Origin of the sequence: Bacillus sp. FSL L8-0099 (assembly GCF_038006385.1) — a bacterium.
Classification (GTDB): domain Bacteria; phylum Bacillota; class Bacilli; order Bacillales; family Bacillaceae_G; genus Bacillus_A; species Bacillus_A toyonensis.
This window is the reverse complement of the sequence record NZ_JBBOVC010000001.1, coordinates 971,527-993,416: the sequence shown is the minus strand read 5'-3', so window position 1 is coordinate 993,416 and position 21,890 is coordinate 971,527. Positions and strand designations below refer to the sequence as shown.

Below are 21,890 nucleotides of genomic sequence, written 5' to 3'. Positions count from 1 at the left end.
TCATTTATATATTAAGGTTGTATTTTTTCTTCTATTACTTCTCTTCAATCGGAGCTAAATTTGCTTCAATTTCTGCTCGCTGATCTTCTAAGAATGGTGGTAAATCAAGTTTTTCTCCTAAATGCTCCACATCTCCATCAACTGTAAATCCTGGTCCATCTGTCGCAATTTCAAATAGAATTCCGTTTGATTCACGGAAATATAAGCTTTTAAAATAGAAACGGTCGATGATTCCTGAAGAATGGAAGCCTCTTTGTTTCACCTGTTCTTCCCAATAGGCAAGCTCTGCATCGTTTTTCACACGAATTGCTAAATGATGAATACTACCGCGGCCCGGCTTTTCAGAAGGACCATCTAAATATTTCACAACGATTTCTCCAAAGGCCTCTCCTTTTATAGACTGAAAAATTGCTTCTTCATCATTTCGGCTAACCTCTGTGTAACCAAACATTTCTGTAAGTGTACTCGCCATTTTATCAAGTCTACGCACTGTCATTTCCACAGCACCCATTCCTTGAATTTGATGCTTTGCAGGAACTTCTGATTTCTCCCACGTTTCCCAATGCTTCACTTTTTCGCCGTTTGAAACGAGTAGTACGAAACGAAGTCCTTCAAAATCCTCAAATTTCAAAGCAGGACGATTTGCATATGTTGTCATTTCACTATGTTCCACACCAAATTCCTCAAATCGTTCTTTCCAGTATTGCAAACTGTCCTCTGACGGAACGAGTAATCCAATTCGAGTAATCGCATTCGTACCACGATATGTTTTTCCTACTAAAGGAATTTCAAAAAATGATAGCTCCGTACCTGGGCTTCCTGTCTTATCTCCGTAAAATAAGTGATACATTGACGGATCGTCTTGATTTACCGTCATTTTCACACGACGTAAACCAAGCACGTTTTTATAAAAGTGATTATTTTCATTTGCGTTTTTCGTAACCATTGAAATGTGATGATGCCCTTTAATTTCATACATCGGTCATTCCTCCGTTTCATTTTACTAGTCAAGTGATAACCAAAAAAATAATATGCTTCTTAGCTTTTCAATTTATTCTCATTATGTTTTTATAACTTAGTCGTAGTTTTTACTAAATAAGCTGCATTGAATTCATTCATACATTATTTTACTGTGTAAGACGAAAACAACTGAGTGTATGTTTTTCATATGACTCATTTGCTTTCGTTACTATCACTTTACAACTCAAGTGATTAAAAAGCAAGCGAAAAATCTCGAATTTGAGATATTTTTTTAGTTAAATAACATTTAGGGTGTAAAATCATTAATCTCTATGTGGGATAGCGTCACATCACTATCAAGCTAAAGACTCCAGGCTCCCCATGCCCCAAAACAAAAATTTTATCTCACCACAGTTGGTTGTTTATGAGAATTCAGTGTACTTTTGTCGTTTTGGAGAATAATGAAATTCTTAATCTGATGGCGATGAGGAGTTATATTATTTTTCTTCCTACCACAAATGAGAGATACTAACTCAGAGAAGATCTTCTGGTGCATAGCCTACTCGTTTTAAAATCACTTTCTTTCATATCAAAGTATTCTAATCCTACTACATCACCCGGCAACGTATCCGATGTAAATTGAACACGCTAAAAAGCCCCATCAATACTTTTCGCAAGAGTTTTGGCTAATGTTGTTTTCCCTGTTCCTGGTACGTCTTCTAATAAAACATGTCCATTTGCAACTAATGCAATCATCGCTAAATCAATTACTCCTTCCTTTCCTACAATAACCTTTGAAACGTTTTCTTTAATTTTTTCTAATATGTTCATATTCCTTATCTCCTTTATGTTATTTGATTTTTCTGATGTTTTATCACAATAAACATTTCCCATAAACTAGAAAATATAGATTTTGTTAGTGCTATCCCTTATTTTGAAGGGCTGTTCTTTTAAGATCTAATAACTAACGTTCTTGGACTAAAAACACGCGAGGTTCTTGGTTTGAGGACATTATAAAATCCATAAGTTGATGGATGTAGGATATCGCCAGCATTTTTGAAAAAACACGCTAAGAGTATGCAAGTACAGTTTTTCAGCTAATTCAGCAACAAACGAGGACTCTAAAGCCACTCCAGGATAGGAATGTATTAAAAAATGCATAGATCCATAAAACAAAAAAAAGGAAGTTCCCTTGTGAGAATAGGGGTTCCTCCTTGTCCTTGCTACCGATAATAAGACGTTATGTTAACCTTACATGAATATCATATACAACCAAAATTATACAACATATCACTTCCTCTAAATGGTACAATTAGGAAAAAAGGGAGGGAAGTATGAAAAATAAAATACCTCTAATAACATTCATTTTAGCTGCTTTATTTGTAGCTGGAGGTTTTGCGTTCTTCTACTGGATCAAAATATTCCCATTCAACTAAAGAGACCTAACTACCGATAACACTGATTATATGAACGAAAAGCCCCTTGAGAAAATCTGAAGGGGCTTTTCTAGGTTTCTAGATAGATTGACTCCTCATAATGAGACGTTATGTTAACCCCATATGTATAGAATATACAGTTAACTAAAAATGAAAAGTTTACATTTTTTATTGTTTCTTATAAGTGAATTATTTGCATTCCTGTTTATATAATTTAAACGAATAAATAGCTCCAATAAAGAATACAAAAGCTTCAAATAATATAAAGATTTGACGGAAATTCTCAATATCTTTACCAACTAAAGAAATAAATATAGCATTCATTAGAATCTGAATAGTAAACATACGAGAAGTAATTTTTAAATAAATAGCATTTGTTCTTTCATATGGTTTACCAATTTTTTTGTAAATAATAATAAGTGCAATTACTGAACCCAAAAATAGAAGTGCTGTAAGTCCTACAACGATATTGAAATTGCCTGTACTTTCTAACATCCATTTATTTAATAGATCAATCATTATTATCTTCCTTTCCTACATAAGAGAATATTTCGTTCTTCTTTTTCACTATAATAAAAAAAGAAAAAGGAAAACATCGAACTTTCTTACAAACATTCGTGTATTCTTACAGTTTTGTCATTTTGTAAATGTATTCAGCGCCTTGCCTTTCACTATTTTCTTTGGAAAACATAGTGAATTACGAGAAAGAACGCTACAAGATCAACTTCCGAGAACGAGAATTATGTAAATAAGCTGCCCATATGGACAGCTTATTGTATTTTTTCTGAAATGCTGGCGGTACTCCGATCTAGTCGAGGAAAGGCACCTTAGGGTGTCTTTTTTATATAGGGATCCCTCCCACCTTTTAACCAAAATATATGCTAAACAAATTTCAACTCTTATTTTTAGGCCTATTGTACAGGCTGAAGCGATTCTAAGTATCTGCCATATTAAAGTTGATATGCTCCCATTCTAGTGGTGAGATATGTTTTAATCGTTCTTCGTTAACCCCATGCGTACTTCTTAACTATTTCATTTAATTTTTAATACAAAAACAGCCTCACTAAGCTTTTAACGCTTAATGAGGCCATTCTATTTACAATCTTAATTATGGAACGTCGGTTTATAGAATGAACGATTATCAAGTGCGAAGACACGCTCTGTGTATTCGCCTGGTTTTGTACGTCCTAATGCGCGGTCCATCATGTTCATTTTTGCATCTAAGTTGTCGATGTAGTGCAGAATTTCTGCTTCTTTTACTAATGGTGGTTTTGGGCTACCCCATTCTGCTTTTCCGTGGTGAGAAAGGACGATGTGCTGCAAGATTAATACTTCTTCTGCATCAATTTGCAATTCGTCTGCTGCTTTCCCAATTTCGTTCACCATGATAGAAATGTGGCCTAGTAAATTTCCTTCTAACGTATACGTTGTAGAAATTGGACCAGATAGCTCAATTACTTTACCAAGATCATGTAAAATAACGCCTGCATATAGTAAGTCTTTATCTAACGATGGGTATAGAGCCGAGATAGCTTTTGCTAAATCTAGCATCGATACAACGTGATAAGCTAGTCCAGATACGAACTCGTGATGATTTTTCGTCGCTGCTGGATATTCTAAAAACTCATTTTGATGCTTATTTAATAAATGTCTTGTTAGACGCTGAATGTTCGGGTTTCTCATTTCAAATATGTATTGCGTAATTTTCTCAACCATATCTTCTTTTTTCACTGGTGCTTTTTCTACGAAGTCCGAAATATCTGTTACTTCATTTTCATTCGCAACTCGAATTTGTTTCACACGTAATTGAATACGTCCTTTATAGTTTAAAATATCTCCAGCTACTTTAACGATTGTTTCTGCTACATATTGTTTCTCAACTTCCGGTGATACATCCCATAGCTTCGCTTCAATATCTCCACTTGGATCTTGTAAAATTACTGTTAAAAACGGCTTTCCATTACTTGCGAGACCTTTTGTCGCTGTTTTAATTAACAAGAAAACATCGACTTGTTCACCAACTTCATATTCTGCAATTTTCTTTTTCATTCGAATTCCTCCACCAAATCAGTTACTTTTAGTATAGCACACTACAACTCATTTTCTTTACGCTTATGCGTTAATTTTATAATCCGTTCTTCTGTGAAATACGTTAACAAATGCGCATGACATGTAAAGAAGATGACTTGTCTATCTTTCGCAATTTCCTTTATTAGTTCAATCGTTCGATTCGTCCTTACCACATCAAAATGCACGAAACTATCGTCAATAATAAATGGATAATCATGCTCAAATGTTTTCGCTAATGCAAATCGTAACGATAAATACAATTGCTCCGCTGTCGCTTGGCTTAGTTCATGACTGTAAAAACGTATACCGTCGTTACGTTCAACAATGAACGGCTCCGCCTCTGACGGTGAAAAGATTTTACTATAGCGCCCGCCCGTTAAATAGACGAAATACTCTTCTGATTTTTGTAAAATACGAGGCAAATGTACCTCATGATAGTATTGCTTCGTTTTCGTTAACACCGTCTTTGCTGCCGCATAAGCAGCCCACCTTTTCACTTGTTCGCGCACTTGCGCTTTTTTCATTTCCCATTCATGCATTAAATCACCGTACGTACTGCCTTCTTCTAAATTCTCAATTTCCATACGATGTTTCGCAATGCGCTCTGTCAGTTCTTTCTCTTTTGCAAGACAGTTTCGCACGACTGTCATTTCTCGCTTTAATTTTTCCTCATAACCTTCAGCTTCATAATGTTCAGCTAATGACAAACTCGTTAAACGCTGCTCTAAAAGCTCAATTTGCGGTAATAAACGCCCCACTTGTTTCTCTGCATCTTCACATTTCTCTGCCAGTTTACCTGCTTCTAAAAACATCTCTTCATCTGTAGCCTCTGCAATATGCCACAAACTATCTCGTTCTACTAGTAGCTGTTTCAATTGCCCTTGCATGAACTCATATTCTTCTTGCCATTCCGTCAACTTCTCTTTTAGTCGCTTACAAGTCTGGCGCTTTTCTTTCTCATTTTGCATACGACTTTGTGCCTCGTGCAGCTTATTATACTCCGCGCTACCGATAACAGTTTCTAGTTTATGTTCAAAGTGCGAAATCATTTCATATAATGAAGATTTCCGCGTGCTTTGTTTCTCTACTTCACGATACAGTTGCTGCATTTTTTCAATCCGCTCAAATGCCGGCAATATGTGTGCATACGTATAAAATTCAGGGAACATATAGCGCGATTTATACGCATCGACTTGTTCTCCTGCGCGGAACGTTTCTCTCTCCCATTCCTCATACGATGAAACGACTTTATCATAAGCTCGTTCCATTTGCTGTAACTTATATGACTCGCGCTCAAATAGCTTACGGATCTCTTCATCTTTTTCTAATTGATAGCGAACGGACATCGCTTCTTCACTTTGTCTTCCGCCAGCACTTTGCTGAAGAGTAAGAAGCTCTTCTTGTAATCCGCTTGATGGATCTTTATATAAAACAAGGGCGAGAACAATCCCTACAAAAACAATGACACTAATAAATAAAAGCTGGCGGTTATCTATAAATAAGCTCGTGAATAAAACACCTGTGTTAATAAGAAGTAACAGAAGACAAACTCTTTGCCACTGCTTTTTCTTTTGCGTAGCCACTCCTACTTTTTCCTCATACTTACGCTTCATTCTATCCGCACCCATACCGATAAACGCCGCGTCTTGGAACGATTTTTCTTTCTCAGCTAATGTAGCACGCTCTTCATCAGCTAACATTTGTTTCTTGATCTGTCTTATATTTTCTTCTTGTTCTTCTAACTGCTCTTGCGCTACTTTGAAGCGATCATCGAGCTGTGCTTTTTGCGTTTCTAATTCGCGCGCTTTTTGCACTGTTTGTGTAATTAGCTCTTTCGTTGCCAAACTCATATCAAACGAAAGAACTGTTTCTTTTTCAAAAGTAGCACCAATTTGTTGCTCTAATTCTGCTATTTCTTCTTTTATATTCGCAATATTCCCCGTCATATCTCGCATTTCTTGGCGTGCATTTTCATACGACATATGCTGCATGCGAAGTTCTTCTACATAACTTTCTTTTTGTAAAAACTCTTCATCTATTTGAATCGAGGCAATTTCCGATTGCACTGTCTCTATTTTCTTATGGAGCGAATCAACTTGTAATTGAAGCGGCTCCATCTTCGCCTTTATCGCTTCATAGCGCGCCGTTCCGTTTACAGGAAATTGCCTTTTTTCATATTCTAACACTTTCTCATGCGCATGCTTTTCAATAACGAGAGGCTCAAGCGCTGCTAATATTTCATAATCTTGCTTTCGCTTTTCCGCGTTCTCCTTCTCCGCACGAACAGAGGCAAGCTTCTCTTCATCCTCTTTTAACTGCTCGACCTGTTTTTCATACGTGCCAATTTTCCCTTGCCACTCTTTCATCTTCTCTTCAAGCTTCTTCATCTCTTGCAGTGACATATTAATCTCTGGCTTACGACCACTCGGCTTAAAGCGCTGATCCATTTCTTTCTCTAGCTTTTTATCGAGCTGTAATAACGCATCGCTTCCAACTGCGCTTGCCGAAAATAAATAATTTCCGATATCCGCTTCACCAAGCTGATGAATATTTTGCAACCCATGCATATCAAAAGAAAAAACAGATTCAAATAAACTTTCATTCATCCCGCTTAATATATCGTGTAAAATTTCCTCGCCGCCCGTTTTTCCATCTTCAAAATAAACGGTCACCTCACCAGCTGCCGTCTTTGGTAATCGTTCAATTTTCAAACGGCCGTACTTCTCTGTTTGTACAGTAACTGCACCACCATACTTTCCGCCTTCTTTCGGCTCATAACGGCGCTGTCCTCTCGTCGGAAAACCGAACAGAATACTTTTCATAAATGAGCGAATTGTCGATTTCCCCGCTTCATTTTCACCGTACAACACCGTCAGCATCGACAGATCCATTTCCACATTTTCTAATTTTCCGTATCCATAAATATGGAGTTTTTCCATTCTCATTTCTTATCCCTCTCTTGCTGGAATAATTGTTCTAAAATAATATTTTCCGCTTCCTTTTGAATCTCTTTCTTCTCTTCTTCTGTAAAAGATTCAATACTATTACGCGCTACAGGAGATGTCCAAATGGTGCGCAACACGCCGTCCATATTTGTGAAAGCTTCTAACTCTTTCAGTACACTACCGACAAAATGATTTTCTTCTTTCAAACGCTCTATTTCTGCAAAAGAAACCGTCTCATTTTTCCATTTCATCGCATATACGAAATCTTTTCGCTCTTCTCCAGATGCTAAAATGTGAAAAATCTCTTCCACACGCTTTTCGTCACGCAAATAAGGAGAAAGTGGGCCCTGCCCTGTGAATACGACAGTTAAAAGCGTCCCTCCCTCTTCTCTTCGGCACTCATTCATCGCAGTAGATATGCTCGTCATAATTTCATCAACAGTTTCAAGTCCATCAATATTCACTTCTATTTCATCCCATACAACATCTGCCGTATGGAAAAATGAGCAATGCGTTCCTTGTTTCGTAAGTTCAATAAGGTACGCACCCTTTTCCCCTGTCTCTTTACGATGACGCCCTTGTATATTACCTGAATAAATAATGTACGGCTCTTCTGATAAAATTTCACGTTTATGTATATGGCCAAGAGCCCAATAGTCAAACTGCTTTTCTTTCAGCTCACGAATTTGAAACGGTGCGTAGCGATTATGCTCTGCATCTCCTTCCACACTTCCGTGAAGCATGCCAATATGAAAAGGCGCATCACTCATTCTCGTAAACTGCGCTGTCATATTATCCGTTACTGCTTGCTGCAAATAACTAAATCCGTAAATAGAAGCTAACAGTTCACCATTTTTATAAAATGATTTCTCTTCTACATAAGGCTCCGTAAACACATGAACATTTTCTGGAAACTCAATTGCAGCCCAGCTCCCCCCTAAATGGTCATGGTTACCATGAATAATAAAAACAGGGATATCGTACTGCGAAAGTCTCTTCATTTGCTCACGCACAAACACTTGCGCCCGCAAACTTCGCGTCTCCGCATCATACAAATCCCCGGCTAGTAATACGAAATCAACGCGCTCTTGAATCGCTTTATCAATAATACGTTCGAACGATTCAAACGTACTTTGCTTCATTCTCTCCCAAACAGACTGCGGTACATTCATTTCCATCCCTTTAAACGGACTATCCAAATGCAAATCAGCCGCATGTATAAACTTCACTTGTTTCACAAATAACGATCCTTTCTATATTTCAAAAGTTTCATTTTATCCCGTACTAACGGGCAATAGGCAAGGAAGGCAATCTGAAAGTTAACTGCCCTTAAATACCCGATTGGTTCCACTAATAATAAGCAGGGGATGAAAAACTCCCCTGCTTATTAAAGTGTCACTTTATTGTAACATGCAATGTCATATATTTCTTTGCATATTCTAGTGATTTATGCCAAAATAGTTATAAGATTCTGATTTTAATTTTTGGAGGGAATTTTCATGGGAGTATACGTTCTAACAGTCTTTGAAAAAGATGGTTCAAAAGCATTGGACGAATCATTTGAGGCGGCAACTGAAAAAGAAGCGAAAGCAAAAGGTGAATCTATTTTACAAGAAAAAGGATTGCACGAAAAAACACATCGCTGCACATCTTCTGCAGGTAAGCTCGTTTTATTCCAGCGCTAAAAAAAGAAGCGTCATCCGCTTCTTTTTCACTCTACTATATCTTCGTCGCACCACGTAAACTCCACATCTAGAATGCGATTACCGATACGTACGCGTTTATTCCATTTACCTGTTTGGATCTGATGTTGCAATTCTGCCTTCATCTTTTCCGTCCAGTTATGAATCGTTTCACTACCGTCGTACGGATATATGCCCGGAAACTCTTCCTGCAGAAGGTGTAAGCTCTCTGCATCAAAATGAAAATGGAAAAAGTAGTTTGCTGTAAGCGATGGTTCTTGTAAACGTAAAAAATGATCATCAATTTGCTTTCTATTTCTATAGAAAGTAAAGATATTCACTTTACCGCTCGTAATTTGGTCAATTTGAATTTCGTGCTTCTCTATAATCACGTCTTGCCCACCTCGTTATATACTACCTTTAGTATATATGTCTTTTGCAACAAAGTTAACCATTTTCGCACGAAATTCATTTCCTTCATTATATTACCTGTACCTCCAAGTACAATCAGAACAAATAAAACAAAGTTGAAGGGGAGCGATCACATGTATTTCGGAAGCAAAGGTTGGTATGTAAAAGAACTTAAAAAATTAGGTATCCGTACTTATGAAGGTAAAAAACTAGAATCTTATCGTACGCATATTTTATCTAGTTTACTTGAGAGAATGAAGAAGGCTTCGGCTTAATTGGTAAATAATTTAGTTCCATTGTTAAAGCATGGCTAAAAACTATATTTTATATTAGTACGTAAAAGAAGCTGTATCAAAATTTCGTTACAAACGAAATTTTTGAAACAGCTTCTTCTTTATTTAACAAAAATATCAAACCAATTTTGATTCTTGCACATTTCCTTATTTTCTTTGTTTTCTTCGTCTTCCTTATTTACTGATTTAATATGATAATTAACTGGTTTTATAATCTCTAATTTCCAACATTTGTTAGATGCATATAAAGTTGAATTATTTTCTATGTAATAATTCCCAAATAAATTACTTTCTTTTCCCGACTGATTTACATAAGTAATTTTAATTGGTTTTTCATAAGATTGATTTATCATTCTTATTAATTGTCCACACGATAAAGACAGCCTAGGTAATAATACAAAGGCTAATAATAGTATAAGCCCAATTGCTAGCTTTGGTGCATTATTAGCTTTATTTGAAAGCATGCTATAACATTGAGATATCACATTATAAACAAAACCCTTATTTTCTTTCCCTTTTTTCATTCCCAAATCAATTTTTGTATTAATACTAAATTTCCTTTTAATCTCCGACATTTTTGGTAACCATTTTATTACTTTTAGAATAATGAAATGGAATAGTGGTACTAATATACTCAAAGTTATTATATTGGAAATAAATATCAAATTAAATTTTTCTAATATAAGCAGTATCAGTACAGAAATAATAAGCGTAATTGGTAAATAACTTATCAGCTTAAACCATTCCTTTCCACGAAAGAAATGAAATATTGTTGTTATAATTAAAAGCGAGGGCACAGAAAAAACAGAAATTATTCTCAAAGTTTCTAACTCTCCCACAATGCCCATAGAATTAAGTACAAATAACAAAAATGCGAATACTACAATATGAAACGCAAATCCTTTTATCGTAACGAAAGAATGCTCCATTGTTTTTATCGCTACATATATATAGCATATTATTAACCCTACAAATCCCCATATCAAACAAAAGCTTACCATACTAGTAAACGTCACTTCATTAGCAAAGAACATTGTTATAGATACATTTAATATTAATGCTGTAAATACGAATATAATAAAAGCGTTCAACTTCATACCCTTTTTTTTAATTATTAGAGAAATAAATATTGAAAATATATAATAAATGCAAATAAAAAATATAGATGTAATAGTCAAGATTTGTAAATTAAAAGGCATTACATTTGAGACGATACTAAAATTCGAGATTTGAAAAATTTCATTACCACTAAAATAATATCCATACAAAAAGCTATATATAATGAGAAACCCTAAAGATGATACAAGAGTAAAACCGAAAAAGAAAAACCTCACATCAAAAAATAAACTTTGGGCATGTTCAAAGTTCTTTTCAAAAAAAGAATTAATAAAATTCACCTGTGCACATCCTTTATAAAATAATTTTCATTCCATATTTCAATAACACGCTTCTAATACTTGATTTATTTGAATATAAAATCTCAATTCAAAATCTATATATTATTATAATTTATATTATAATAAATACCCACAAAAAATCTCCTATGAAATAAACCTATAAAGATTATTTCACAAGAGATTTTTTACAAATTATTTATCTTCTTCATATAAATCTACCAATCGTCTCCCACCAACCGTACGCGTCCCAATCATCTTACGTAATTCCTGCGCGTTTTTTGGTCCCTTAGTAATTAAGCGTATTTCTTTTTCTATCACTGTAAAATCTGATTTTATTTGCATCATATCAATAACTACCACTTCATCATTTTCCTTTTTGTTCACCATAATCTCATCCTCCCCTTTTACGAAATGCTTCGATATATACCCTATACTCCGTCTCTTCACATTGCCCTTCCTATTTCATTTCCTAATCTATTCCCAATAAAATCACCACCCAAACCAAAAATGCTATAATTAACCCAATCAAACTAAGGGGGCACTTTTACTTTGCACGGAAAACACATTCAATTTCACAAGTTCGGCAACCCAAAAGATGTATTACAAGTGGAATATAAAAATATAGAACCATTAAAAGAGAATGAAGTTCTCGTTCGTATGTTAGTTAGACCAATTAATCCATCTGACTTAATTCCTGTAACTGGAGCGTATGCCCATAGAATTCCTTTACCTAACATACCTGGTTATGAAGGTGTTGGTATTGTTGAAGATGTTGGTGCGAGTGTTTCTAGAGACCTTATCGGTAAACGCGTGCTACCTTTACGCGGGGAAGGTACTTGGCAAGAATATGTGAAGACATCAGCTGATTTTGTAGTCCTTATTCCCGATTCAATTGATGATTTTACAGCTGCACAAATGTACATCAACCCATTAACAGCTTGGGTTACGTGTACAGAAACGCTAAACTTAAAACGAGATAACGTTTTATTAGTAAACGCTTGTGGATCCGCTATAGGTCATCTTTTTGCACAGTTATCACAAATTTTAAACTTTCGACTCATTGCAGTGACTAGAAATAGTAAACATACAGAGAAATTACTTCAGCTCGGTGCTGAATATGTAATAGATACTTCCACTGTTCCGCTTTATGAAACCGTTATGGAGTTAACGAACGGGATAGGCGCAGATGCTGCGATTGATTCTATTGGAGGATCCGATGGAAATGAATTAGCATTTTGTGTACGTCCAAATGGACACTTTTTAACTATCGGTCTTCTATCAGGCGTACAAGTAAACTGGGCCGAAATTGTTACGAAAGCAAAGGTGCATGCTAACATATTTCATTTACGACATTGGAATACAGACGTGTCACCGTATAAATGGCAAGAAACGTTTCATCACTTAATTCGTTTAGTTGAGGATAAAAAATTACGTTTTATGACAGTACATTCTACGTATGACTTAGCGGATGTGAAAACTGCGGTTGATGTTGTGCAGTCTGCTGAGAAAGCAAAAGGAAAAGTATTTTTGACGAGTTATAAAAAAAATCCCCTCAAAGCATAAGCTTCGAGGGGGAGCCTGTTTTTTATTTACTTATATACGTACAGCTGTACCACTTACAGCAACCATTAACATGCCATCACGAACAACTTCATAATCTACATCAATACCAACGATAGCGTTCGCACCTTTTTGTTTTGCAAGTTCTTTCATTTCATCCATCGCAATATCACGAGCTTCTTTTAATTTACTTTCGTAAGCACCAGCACGGCCACCGACAACATCACGAACTGAAGCGAATAAATCGCGGACAATGTTTGCACCCATAATAGCTTCACCATTTACAATATCAATATACTCAATAATTTCTTTACCTTGAATTCCAGACGTTGTTGTTACAATCATGACTGACACTCTCCTAATAACTTATAGTTTTTTGATTAGCTTTCTTATGTCTTTATTATGACATGGAAAAAGTATCTAATCTATTGAATTACCTTACATGAATGTGACAATTTTGTAAGAGTGACAATTCATTTTATTAACTAATCCTTGAAATTAATTTGAGAGAGGGATAAAAATAAAACGCGCCTAATACTTAATAAAGCGCTTTAATATTAGGATAAACAAACGATTCTCTATTTTCTTTCCAATCCTTTTCTACTTCTTTAAAGGTTGGTCGCCCTAATTCTTCATTATTTTCATGTTTACTAAACCATTTTTTCACATACTTATCTCCATTTTTATTTTGAATCGTACAAAGGAAACTATTACTACTATCCTTTAATATTTTTACAATCACGAAAAAACACCTCTTCCCTTTTCAATAAAGTGAAACTTTAATCAGTGGGGGTTTTGTTCATCTCCCACTGATTATCAGCCCTCACCAATCGGGCTTTTACGGGCAGCCCGCCCCCCACCTAACTTCTTTGCTTTCGCTGAATTTTGAGGTGGGAGTCTTACTGCCCGGCAAATAGCGGGATAACATAATAGAACTTGATCTTTTACTATAAGCCCTTCCTCTCTTATAGTCATACGACTCCTCGGCCGCGCCAAAGTTGTAAGATCAAAAACGATATTCACTATGTCCACATTTTTCATAATTGATATATGAAGTACATATTATTTAAAGAAATCAGAGTTATAAGCATGATGCTTATCAAATATTTTATAGATTTCTAACTTATCATCTAATTTTGCATCTACTAAAATTAATATATTGCCATCGTAAATATATTCTTCATACTTTTTAGCATGTTCTTCTGGAATTCCTAATCCTATAAATGCTCCTATTAAACTTCCAGCTCCACCGCCAATACCGGCTCCTCCAATAGCTGCTGCGATCGGTCCTGCTGCTACAATTGGACCCATTCCAGAAACGGCAAGTATACCAAGACCTGTTAATAAACCACCGAGTCCGCCTGCTACACCTCCTGCTACAAGCCCTGTCGCTGAAAAGATATCCGCTTTATGTGCAGTTTCATGATTTACTTTTTCACCTGATTTTTCTTCAAGGTGTTCAATTTCCTTTTGATCTTTTGCAATAGCTGAAATGTTATCTGCTGAGTATCCTTTATCATTTAATTCATTAATAACGAGTGCCGCATCATCAATTGTTCTAAAAACACCTACTATTTTTCTATCTACATTCATAACTATTAACCTCCTAAAGTTTTATATACATATACGCTCTTTTATTTTTATATAATGCATCTTTATCCTTCTTCATTTCTGTATACACTAATCTTCTTATTAACATAACCATTTACGAAAAAAGCGAATAGTAACAGTATTACAAGCGAACTACTTAACAAGTAAATTAAATCAAACGTAATATCAATCATCATTTCATTCATGTATACCAGGCTCCTTTTTATTTAAAGTAAAAGTATATTTTGATAGACTAATCTACTAAACATAGACATCTTACAATTCATCTTCAGTCAATCTCTTTGTAGTATATGTATACCCTTCCTAACCTTTTCTAAACGTAAAAAACTATACTTATATTTTTTCTTATTTATATGTTTAACATTTTTTAAAACGGGTATGTTTATATTGTTATGCTTACTATATGGAAAGGAATATTGCAATGAACGCCATTCACTCTACTACTATTTCTTATAATGAAACGCCTACAATAACTCAGATTCATCATTTTTACGCTTTAATGACAACATTTCAAACGAACTTGTTTATAAGTAAACACGGAACACTTACTTCTATTAAAAACTTAAGCACATTAGTATCCTTTTTCCTTACGGTAAAAAAGAGAGAGCTTGTATTATTTATTTTTGAAGGAATAGATGCAAAAAGAGCTTTAAGAACACTCTTTCCTTCTTAGAATGTTTGTTATCCTCTATTCCCTCGTTTACTACCTTTCATATATATTTTTATTTCAAAATGATTTCCTCTATTAAAAAAGAACCCCCTAATACAATAGGGGGATTTCTAGTTTGGCCTTATGAAAACTGATATAATATATATTACGTTTTTCATTCTTTACAATAGGAAACTTTTAATACTCTTGAAGGTAGGAATTTTTAATGAACTCGAAAGCAAAATTTAGTATTCGCTACAAAATTATGGCTGGTTATTTAGTTATCATTTTGTTCTTACTTATCTCTTTCATTATGCTAAACAATGAGATTTCCAGTTTACAAAAATCTCGTAATTTTATTATTGATCACGATTTTAAAGTTCTTAATTTAACGAATCAAGTGGAGAAAGAGTTGCTAACAATTGAAAATAAAGCGAAAGGGTTTATCATTTCTAATAACCCAAATTACGTGCAATCCCTTAACTCCGCGGAAAAAGATTACGAAAAACATTATCAAGATCTTTTTGCTCTATTAGAGGATAACCCCTCTCAGCAAGAAAAATTAAAACAGATTAACGAAAACATTACTAGTTGGATTAATAAAGAGATTCACCCACTCATTACAAATAATAATAGTAATAATGTACAAACAATCGACACGACTCAAATTCAGTCATTACAGTCGCAGCTAACTAACTTCCGGAGCACTGAGGAGCAACTAACGAAAAAAAGAGCTGCACAATTAGATATTGAAAATAATAAATTAGAGATTTGGTTATACAGTTTATTGTTCTTACTTTCTTGTATTTCCATTATCGTTTCACTCTATATTTCGAATTCCATTACAAAAACGATTAAAAATGTAATTCAAGCTATTAAATCCATTTCTTCTAAAGAAAAAATTACGGAAAGAATTCATGTAAATACACATGATGAAATAAAAGATCTTGCTCATACAACAAATCACCTACTAGATGAAATATCTAAAAGAGAGTGGTTACAAACTGAGCTTGCAGAATTAATTTTAATGTATCAAGGTGTATCTTCTATTGAGATGTTAGGTAAAAAAATTCTTAGTGGAATTATACAAAAAACGCAAACTTCTTGCGGTGCATTTTATGTACGTGAAGAATATGAAGAAACTGTCTACTATGTGAAAAAAGCTTCTTTCGCCGATCAAGGTGCTGATATTGGAAAACAATCTATTAAAATGGGTGAAGGTTTCATTGGACAGTCTGCCTTAGAAAAGAAAAGTTTTATTCTCAGTGACATACCCGAAGAGTTTCGTTATGTCACTAGCGGAGTATTAGAAATACGTCCTAAAAATCTACTAGTCATCCCTATCTTATTTGAGGATGAAGCGATTGCAGTAATAGAGTTAGTAAGTGTAACTGAGATTTCAGATTTACATCAAGATTTAATTCAACAAACCATTGATAATCTAGGTTTAACAATCCATAGCATTATGGGACGTATGCGAATTCAAACTCTTTTACATGAATCACAAGCAATGACAGAAGAGTTACAAGTTCAATCAGAAGAATTGCAAACGCAAGCGGAAGAACTACAAATGCAAGCAGAAGAATTACGAACAACGAATGAACAATTAGAGTCTAGAACTGAAGAGGCTGAGCAGAAGACAGCTGACTTACAAATTACCAAATCAGAATTAGAAGAAAAAGCAAGCGAGTTGTTACGCAGCTCAAAATATAAATCTGAGTTCCTAGCAAATATGTCACATGAATTACGCACACCGTTAAATAGTATTTTACTATTATCTGAAATGTTAAGAGAAAATCATGATAATCATTTATCGGATGATGAAATTGAACTAGCAACTGTCATTCATTCATCAGGGAAAGACTTACTTACTTTAATTAATGACATACTAGATTTATCTAAAGTAGAAGCAGGCAAACTAGACATCATTTTTGAAGCAACGAATATAAATGACATGGCAGCCAATATGCATCAAAACTTTTTACATATCGCTGCACAAAAAAATGTCGAATTTACTATTGAAGACAGTGACACCATTCCTGACCTGTTTTATACAGATGCAAAACGGATTGAACAAATTATTAAAAACTTATTATCCAATGCATTTAAATTCACAGAAAAAGGATCTGTCTCTTTACATTTCGATTCGATAGAAACAAGCAATTTAAGTCATGATATGCAGTCTATAAGTAAAGACTGGATTACAATTGCAGTAAAAGATACTGGTATTGGTATCGCTAAAGAACAGCATCAACTTATTTTCGAAGCCTTTCAACAGGCAGACGGCGCAACGATTCGGAAATATGGTGGTACAGGATTAGGTTTATCTATTTGTAAGGAGTTTGCTAGATTATTAGGTGGTTGGATTACGTTAGAGAGTAATGTAGGAGAAGGCAGTACTTTCACAGTATATATTCCTAACCTTCCAAATGGATTAAATGAAATCCAAGTATCCAATTTAGAAGTCGCAGCAACGATAGAAGATGTTATTCCTGCTGAAGTTATTGAGGAAACTATCGTTACTACCGAAACAAATAACGTCTTCCAAGAGAAAACCATTTTAATTGTCGATGATGATCATCGAAATATATTTGCTTTACAAAATGCATTAAAAAAACAAAATGCCAACATTATTACTGCCCAAAACGGCATAGAGTGTTTAGAAATACTAAAAAGCAATACAAATATTGACCTTATTTTAATGGATATTATGATGCCGAATATGGACGGTTATGAAACGATGGAAAATATCCGAATGAATTTAGGGTTACATGAAATACCGATTATCGCATTAACTGCTAAAGCAATGCCAAATGATAAGGAAAAATGTTTATCTGCTGGCGCTTCAGATTATATAAGTAAACCATTAAATCTACATCAACTCTATTCGGTAATGAGTGTGTGGTTAATAAAATAAGTGAGGTTTAGTTGGAGTGGAAAATAAGTATTATAATTTTGATCCATCAGTAGATACGGATGAGCGCACGAACTTAGAAATTGACTTACTATTGGAAGCGGTATTTAAACTATCAGGATTTGATTTTCGTCAATATGCTCGCACATCTATTTATAGGCGGATTTGTAATCGAATGCAGCTCTCTAATATCCCAACCATTTCAAAATTAATTGAAAAAGTAATTCACGAGGAAGGGGTTTTAGAACAGTTATTAAATGATTTCTCCATTAATGTAACTGAGATGTTCCGTAACCCTGCCTTTTTTAAAGCGCTTAGAGAGCATGTTATTCCTGAATTAAAAAACCATCCTGAAATTAGAATTTGGCATGCTGGATGCGCAACTGGTGAAGAAGTATTATCAATGTCTATCTTACTTCGCGAAGAAGGATTAAGCGAAAAGTCGGTTATTTACGCAACAGATATGAATACAAATGTGTTAGAAAAAGCAAAACAAGGCATCCTCCCGTTAAATAAAATGCAAACTTACACGAAAAACTATTTACAAGCTGGCGGTACACAAGCATTTTCTAACTATTATTCGACGGATAGTCGTTTTGCTTATTTCAATCCATCACTTTTACAAAACATTATTTTTGCACAGCATAATTTAGTAACTGATCAATCTTTTAACGAATTTCATATTATACTTTGTCGTAACGTTTTAATTTACTTTACAAGTAAACTTCAAAATCAAGTACAGCAACTATTTTATGAAAGTTTAGGCCACAATGGATTCCTATGTTTGGGGAATAAAGAAACTCTTCGTTTTTCAAATATAATGCCGCATTATACCCAATTTAATCCTAGTGAACAAATTTATCAAAAAATACAATAAAAAGCGTATGAAATCCTCTGTTTGGATTTCATACGCTTTTTATTTCGCATTCGTTTTTATCATAATGAGACACATATCATCTGATTGTGTTTTCTTCTGTTCTTCCTTATAAAACCCTTCTATCTCTTCTTCTAAATCCCCCCATTTTCTTTCTGTAAAAGCACGTAATTTCTCTTCAGACTCAAATTCATCATTTGCAATTGCTTCAAGAACACCATCTGTAAACAATAATATTTGAGCGTTCTTCTCAAAAGGTATAACTGTCTTTTTAACTTTTATTTCATCAAAAAATCCTACCGCACAACTCCCGCGATTTAGTTCAACCATATTTGTTTCATCAACTAAAACGTATCCAGAAGGATGCCCTGCATTTACATATTCAATCGTTCTCTTTTCTGTATCTACTACTAAATATATCGCTGTAAAATAATATGGAATATCGTCATTCTCATTATGTAAAAGAGTCATATATTTATTTAAGTCTTTAATGACAAGTTCTGGATCGATTAAAGATTTAATCGTTTCACGTAATACAGAAGAAATAAACATACAAACTAATGAAGCAGATATACCATGTCCCATCACATCTAATAATATAATACCGTAGCGATTTTCATCGATTTTGTACCAATAATACATATCTCCAGCTAGTTTGAATGACGGTAAGTAACTTGCTTCAATTTTTATATGATCTTCTCTTAATGGGCTACTTAATAAGTTTCTTTGTACTTGTGTAGCTAAATCTAGTTCATTCCGAAGATTTTCTTCTTGTTCTTTATGCCAATTTAATTCCGATTTCAAGCGTAATGCTACACGCATACGCGCTAATAGTTCAACTTTATTTATAGGTTTCGTAATATAATCCATTGCCCCCATATCAAGAGCTTCGGCTAATTTATTTGCATCCTCTAAAGCTGTAACAAAAATAATAGGGATATCTTTAAACTTCTCCTCTTTTTGTAATCGCCTACAAACTTCAAGTCCATCAATTTCAGGCATCATAATATCTAATAGTATTAAGTCAATTTCATTATGCCTGGAAGAATCTTTTCCAAACTGTATGTATTCGAAGAGCTCTTGTGCAGAATTGAGCGATACAAGATCATGATATCCGGCTTGTTTTAAAATTTTCTCAATTACAAATATGTTAACCGGATTATCATCAACAATTAAAATGGACACAAGTTATTTCCCCTTTTCTTATTTAAAATGTAAATCTATTATAATTTTCTATTTTTCTAGTATTACATACTCAGTTACAAAATGAAAATTTCGTACTCAAACATATTTATACAACAAAAGAACAAACCCCTAGAAATAGGAATTTGTTCTTTCACTCTATAAATTTCCACTTTTAATTTAACACCATTGCTTTATCATTTAAAAGACGATCTAATTCTTCCATATGATTTGTTTCATCTGCAATCATATCTTCTAGTTTTACAACTAACTCTGTCATATTTAATTTCGCTGCCTGTTCTTTTCGCTTTTCATAACGCTTAATTGTTTCATATTCTGATTGTCTAGCGGATTCTAACATTTCTCGAACATCTTCCACTTGTTTCACTGGTAAAGGGATCGTAGTAGGTGTACCACCTAGCGTCTTAATTTTCTCCGCTAAATATAGGGCATGTCCTTGTTCATCGCTAATTTCAGATTCAAAGAAAGGTTTTAACACTTGTCTATATATACCAGAAACTGTAGCAGCATTATGGTTATACATAATAATTGCTGAGTATTCTCCTGCTAAATCTTCATTTAATCCTTCGATTAGTTCTTTCACATCGTGTGACATTTAATATCTCCTCCTATACTTAATAAGTACCCCTTTTCTCATGTTTTAAACATCATTATTTTAAATTTTTATGTATCTAAAAATGCAGCTTGCTTCAATTTACTTATCGCTTGTCTTTTAATACGAGAAACGTGCATTTGTGAAATACCTAATCGTTCCCCTGTATCTTTTTGATTTAAATTTTCTCCAAATATATAATGAATAACACTCTTTTCTGTCTCATTTAATACGTTAAAAATATCCTCTAAAACGAGACGCCTTTCTGTCTGTTCATATCCTTGCTCTACTTCACCTACAGATTCAATTCTCGCTACCGAACTACCATCAGATGCATTTTCAACTACATCATCTAAGGAAGATACTCGATAATTATTTTTAGCATCCATAATCTCTAGAACTTCCTCTTCCGATAGTCCTAAATGATTTGCGATTTCTATAATCTTCGGCGAACGTTGCAGGTGATCTGTTAACTCCTCTATCGCAAGTTTAATTTTCCCGCCCAAATCTTTAATTCGTCTTGGAACGTGAATGCCCCAAGTTTTATCGCGTAAATACTTCTTTATTTCCCCTACTATCGTAGGTATTGCAAAAGATTCAAAAGCATTCCCTATCGAATAATCATACCTTCTTATTGCACCTAAGAGCCCTAACATACCTACTTGTATAATATCCTCATGCATCGGCCCGCCTTTTGAATAACGATATGCAATGGAATATACGAGATTTTTATAATGATCAACTAACCTTTCCTGCGCTTCATTACATTGGTTTTGTTGGAATTCTGCAATTAGCTTAATAACGTCTTCTTTAGTAAGAGTTGTAGGTTGAGATTGGATTTCCATCATTCTCCACCTGCTCTCTTTGTATATATTTTGTCATTAAAACTGTCATGCCCTCATCATGCATAATTTGTATATCATCCATTAATGTATTGATTAAATATAAACCTAAACCATTTTCCGGCAAATGTTCTACTGGTTTACTAATATCATACGGACCAACTTTCCTTTTTAAGCTGCTAAAATCAAAGCTAACCCCATTATCCGCAACCATAATTTCTAATCGATCTTCATATAAGCCAAAGACAATTGTAATTTCTCCAACGTCTTCTTTGTATGCATGTTGTACAATGTTTGTACATGCTTCACTAATAGCAATTTTCATATCTTCTATATCGTCATAAGCAAAGCCCATTCGATTCGCAACACCAGCCATTGTTAAACGAATAATAGCCACATATTCTGCCTTTGCAGGAATTTTCATTTCTATCTTTTCAAATCTCTCCATCAT

General features: G+C 34.4%; 22 protein-coding genes and 1 pseudogene. 6 read left to right on the top strand and 17 right to left on the bottom strand.

Annotated features, from left to right (window positions below; translation table 11 throughout):
- Nucleotides 1-34: 34 nt before the first annotated feature.
- From MHH42_RS05125 to MHH42_RS05100, 6 genes and pseudogenes are all read right to left on the bottom strand, one after another.
- The gene (locus tag MHH42_RS05125; RefSeq protein ID WP_000272968.1) at nucleotides 35-979 is read right to left on the bottom strand and encodes a ring-cleaving dioxygenase; all 945 of its coding nucleotides are present in this window, start codon (nucleotides 977-979) and stop codon (nucleotides 35-37) included.
- A 545-nt stretch (nucleotides 980-1,524) separates the two neighbouring features.
- A pseudogene (locus MHH42_RS05120) lies at nucleotides 1,525-1,791 on the bottom strand (AAA family ATPase); the annotation flags it as partial.
- A gap of 794 nt (nucleotides 1,792-2,585) precedes the next feature.
- Nucleotides 2,586-2,915, bottom strand: coding sequence for a hypothetical protein (locus MHH42_RS05115; RefSeq protein ID WP_000566287.1), 330 nt, complete (start codon nucleotides 2,913-2,915; stop codon nucleotides 2,586-2,588).
- Between the two features lie 585 nt (nucleotides 2,916-3,500).
- Entirely contained in the window at nucleotides 3,501-4,445 is a 945-nt protein-coding gene (gene yhaM, locus MHH42_RS05110; RefSeq protein WP_000726648.1) for a 3'-5' exoribonuclease YhaM, read from the bottom strand.
- A 41-nt stretch (nucleotides 4,446-4,486) separates the two neighbouring features.
- Nucleotides 4,487-7,411, bottom strand: coding sequence for an ATP-binding protein (locus MHH42_RS05105; protein ID WP_340892960.1), 2,925 nt, complete (start codon nucleotides 7,409-7,411; stop codon nucleotides 4,487-4,489).
- Nucleotides 7,408-8,649 (bottom strand): metallophosphoesterase family protein, encoded by a 1,242-nt coding sequence (locus MHH42_RS05100; protein ID WP_000815716.1) that lies wholly within the window; start codon nucleotides 8,647-8,649, stop codon nucleotides 7,408-7,410. The genes MHH42_RS05105 and MHH42_RS05100 overlap by 4 nt, the downstream gene beginning before the upstream one ends.
- A 261-nt stretch (nucleotides 8,650-8,910) precedes the next feature.
- On the opposite strand from MHH42_RS05100, the gene MHH42_RS05095 reads away from it, so the two are divergent.
- Nucleotides 8,911-9,096, top strand: a complete 186-nt coding sequence (locus tag MHH42_RS05095) for a YhzD family protein (RefSeq protein ID WP_000539550.1) — start codon at nucleotides 8,911-8,913, stop codon at nucleotides 9,094-9,096.
- Between the two features lie 26 nt (nucleotides 9,097-9,122).
- Here the strand turns inward: MHH42_RS05095 and MHH42_RS05090 are convergent, their stop codons facing one another.
- Nucleotides 9,123-9,485 carry a hypothetical protein gene (locus tag MHH42_RS05090; RefSeq protein ID WP_000582774.1) on the bottom strand — a complete coding sequence of 121 codons (363 nt, stop codon included), beginning with the start codon at nucleotides 9,483-9,485 and terminating at the stop codon, nucleotides 9,123-9,125.
- Between the two features lie 153 nt (nucleotides 9,486-9,638).
- On the opposite strand from MHH42_RS05090, the gene MHH42_RS05085 reads away from it, so the two are divergent.
- Nucleotides 9,639-9,779: a YflJ family protein gene (locus MHH42_RS05085; RefSeq protein ID WP_000273535.1), complete on the top strand. Its 141-nt coding sequence runs from the start codon at nucleotides 9,639-9,641 to the stop codon at nucleotides 9,777-9,779.
- 119 nt (nucleotides 9,780-9,898) lie between these two features.
- On the opposite strand, the gene MHH42_RS05080 is transcribed toward MHH42_RS05085, so the two are convergent.
- Complete coding sequence (locus MHH42_RS05080) at nucleotides 9,899-11,194, bottom strand: hypothetical protein (protein ID WP_340892959.1); 1,296 nt, start codon at nucleotides 11,192-11,194, stop codon at nucleotides 9,899-9,901.
- Between the two features lie 192 nt (nucleotides 11,195-11,386).
- On the bottom strand, nucleotides 11,387-11,581 hold the full coding sequence (locus tag MHH42_RS05075) for a hypothetical protein (RefSeq protein ID WP_070172821.1): 195 nt from the start codon (nucleotides 11,579-11,581) through the stop codon (nucleotides 11,387-11,389).
- Nucleotides 11,582-11,743: 162 nt separating this feature from the next.
- Here MHH42_RS05075 and MHH42_RS05070 point away from each other — a divergent pair, with 162 nt between their 5' ends.
- Nucleotides 11,744-12,757, top strand: coding sequence for a zinc-dependent alcohol dehydrogenase family protein (locus MHH42_RS05070; protein ID WP_097837740.1), 1,014 nt, complete (start codon nucleotides 11,744-11,746; stop codon nucleotides 12,755-12,757).
- Nucleotides 12,758-12,787: 30 nt separating this feature from the next.
- Here MHH42_RS05070 and MHH42_RS05065 read toward each other — a convergent pair whose 3' ends face one another.
- From MHH42_RS05065 to MHH42_RS05050, 4 genes are all read right to left on the bottom strand, one after another.
- Nucleotides 12,788-13,099, bottom strand: coding sequence for a YbjQ family protein (locus MHH42_RS05065; RefSeq protein WP_000637507.1), 312 nt, complete (start codon nucleotides 13,097-13,099; stop codon nucleotides 12,788-12,790).
- Between the two features lie 193 nt (nucleotides 13,100-13,292).
- Nucleotides 13,293-13,496, bottom strand: coding sequence for a DUF4028 family protein (locus tag MHH42_RS05060; RefSeq protein ID WP_070172819.1), 204 nt, complete (start codon nucleotides 13,494-13,496; stop codon nucleotides 13,293-13,295).
- A 320-nt stretch (nucleotides 13,497-13,816) separates the two neighbouring features.
- Entirely contained in the window at nucleotides 13,817-14,347 is a 531-nt protein-coding gene (locus tag MHH42_RS05055) for a general stress protein (RefSeq protein ID WP_070172818.1), read from the bottom strand.
- Nucleotides 14,348-14,409: 62 nt separating this feature from the next.
- On the bottom strand, nucleotides 14,410-14,550 hold the full coding sequence (locus MHH42_RS05050) for a hypothetical protein (RefSeq protein ID WP_001004563.1): 141 nt from the start codon (nucleotides 14,548-14,550) through the stop codon (nucleotides 14,410-14,412).
- A gap of 236 nt (nucleotides 14,551-14,786) precedes the next feature.
- On the opposite strand from MHH42_RS05050, the gene MHH42_RS05045 reads away from it, so the two are divergent.
- The 3 genes from MHH42_RS05045 (at nucleotide 14,787) to MHH42_RS05035 (ending at nucleotide 18,805) form a co-directional block, all read left to right on the top strand.
- Nucleotides 14,787-15,038: a hypothetical protein gene (locus MHH42_RS05045; protein WP_000991353.1), complete on the top strand. Its 252-nt coding sequence runs from the start codon at nucleotides 14,787-14,789 to the stop codon at nucleotides 15,036-15,038.
- A gap of 202 nt (nucleotides 15,039-15,240) precedes the next feature.
- Nucleotides 15,241-17,931, top strand: a complete 2,691-nt coding sequence (locus MHH42_RS05040) for an ATP-binding protein (RefSeq protein ID WP_340892958.1) — start codon at nucleotides 15,241-15,243, stop codon at nucleotides 17,929-17,931.
- Between the two features lie 16 nt (nucleotides 17,932-17,947).
- Nucleotides 17,948-18,805 carry a CheR family methyltransferase gene (locus MHH42_RS05035; RefSeq protein WP_097837737.1) on the top strand — a complete coding sequence of 286 codons (858 nt, stop codon included), beginning with the start codon at nucleotides 17,948-17,950 and terminating at the stop codon, nucleotides 18,803-18,805.
- A gap of 39 nt (nucleotides 18,806-18,844) precedes the next feature.
- On the opposite strand, the gene MHH42_RS05030 is transcribed toward MHH42_RS05035, so the two are convergent.
- From MHH42_RS05030 to rsbW, 4 genes are all read right to left on the bottom strand, one after another.
- Nucleotides 18,845-19,987 (bottom strand): fused response regulator/phosphatase, encoded by a 1,143-nt coding sequence (locus MHH42_RS05030; protein ID WP_097837736.1) that lies wholly within the window; start codon nucleotides 19,985-19,987, stop codon nucleotides 18,845-18,847.
- 172 nt (nucleotides 19,988-20,159) lie between these two features.
- Nucleotides 20,160-20,600 carry a ferritin-like domain-containing protein gene (locus MHH42_RS05025; RefSeq protein ID WP_262717159.1) on the bottom strand — a complete coding sequence of 147 codons (441 nt, stop codon included), beginning with the start codon at nucleotides 20,598-20,600 and terminating at the stop codon, nucleotides 20,160-20,162.
- A 68-nt stretch (nucleotides 20,601-20,668) separates the two neighbouring features.
- Nucleotides 20,669-21,445: an RNA polymerase sigma factor SigB gene (gene sigB, locus MHH42_RS05020; protein WP_097854865.1), complete on the bottom strand. Its 777-nt coding sequence runs from the start codon at nucleotides 21,443-21,445 to the stop codon at nucleotides 20,669-20,671.
- A complete protein-coding gene (rsbW, locus tag MHH42_RS05015; RefSeq protein ID WP_002059299.1) occupies nucleotides 21,408-21,890 on the bottom strand; it encodes an anti-sigma B factor RsbW in 483 nt (160 codons plus the stop codon). Before rsbW ends, sigB begins: the two co-directional genes overlap by 38 nt.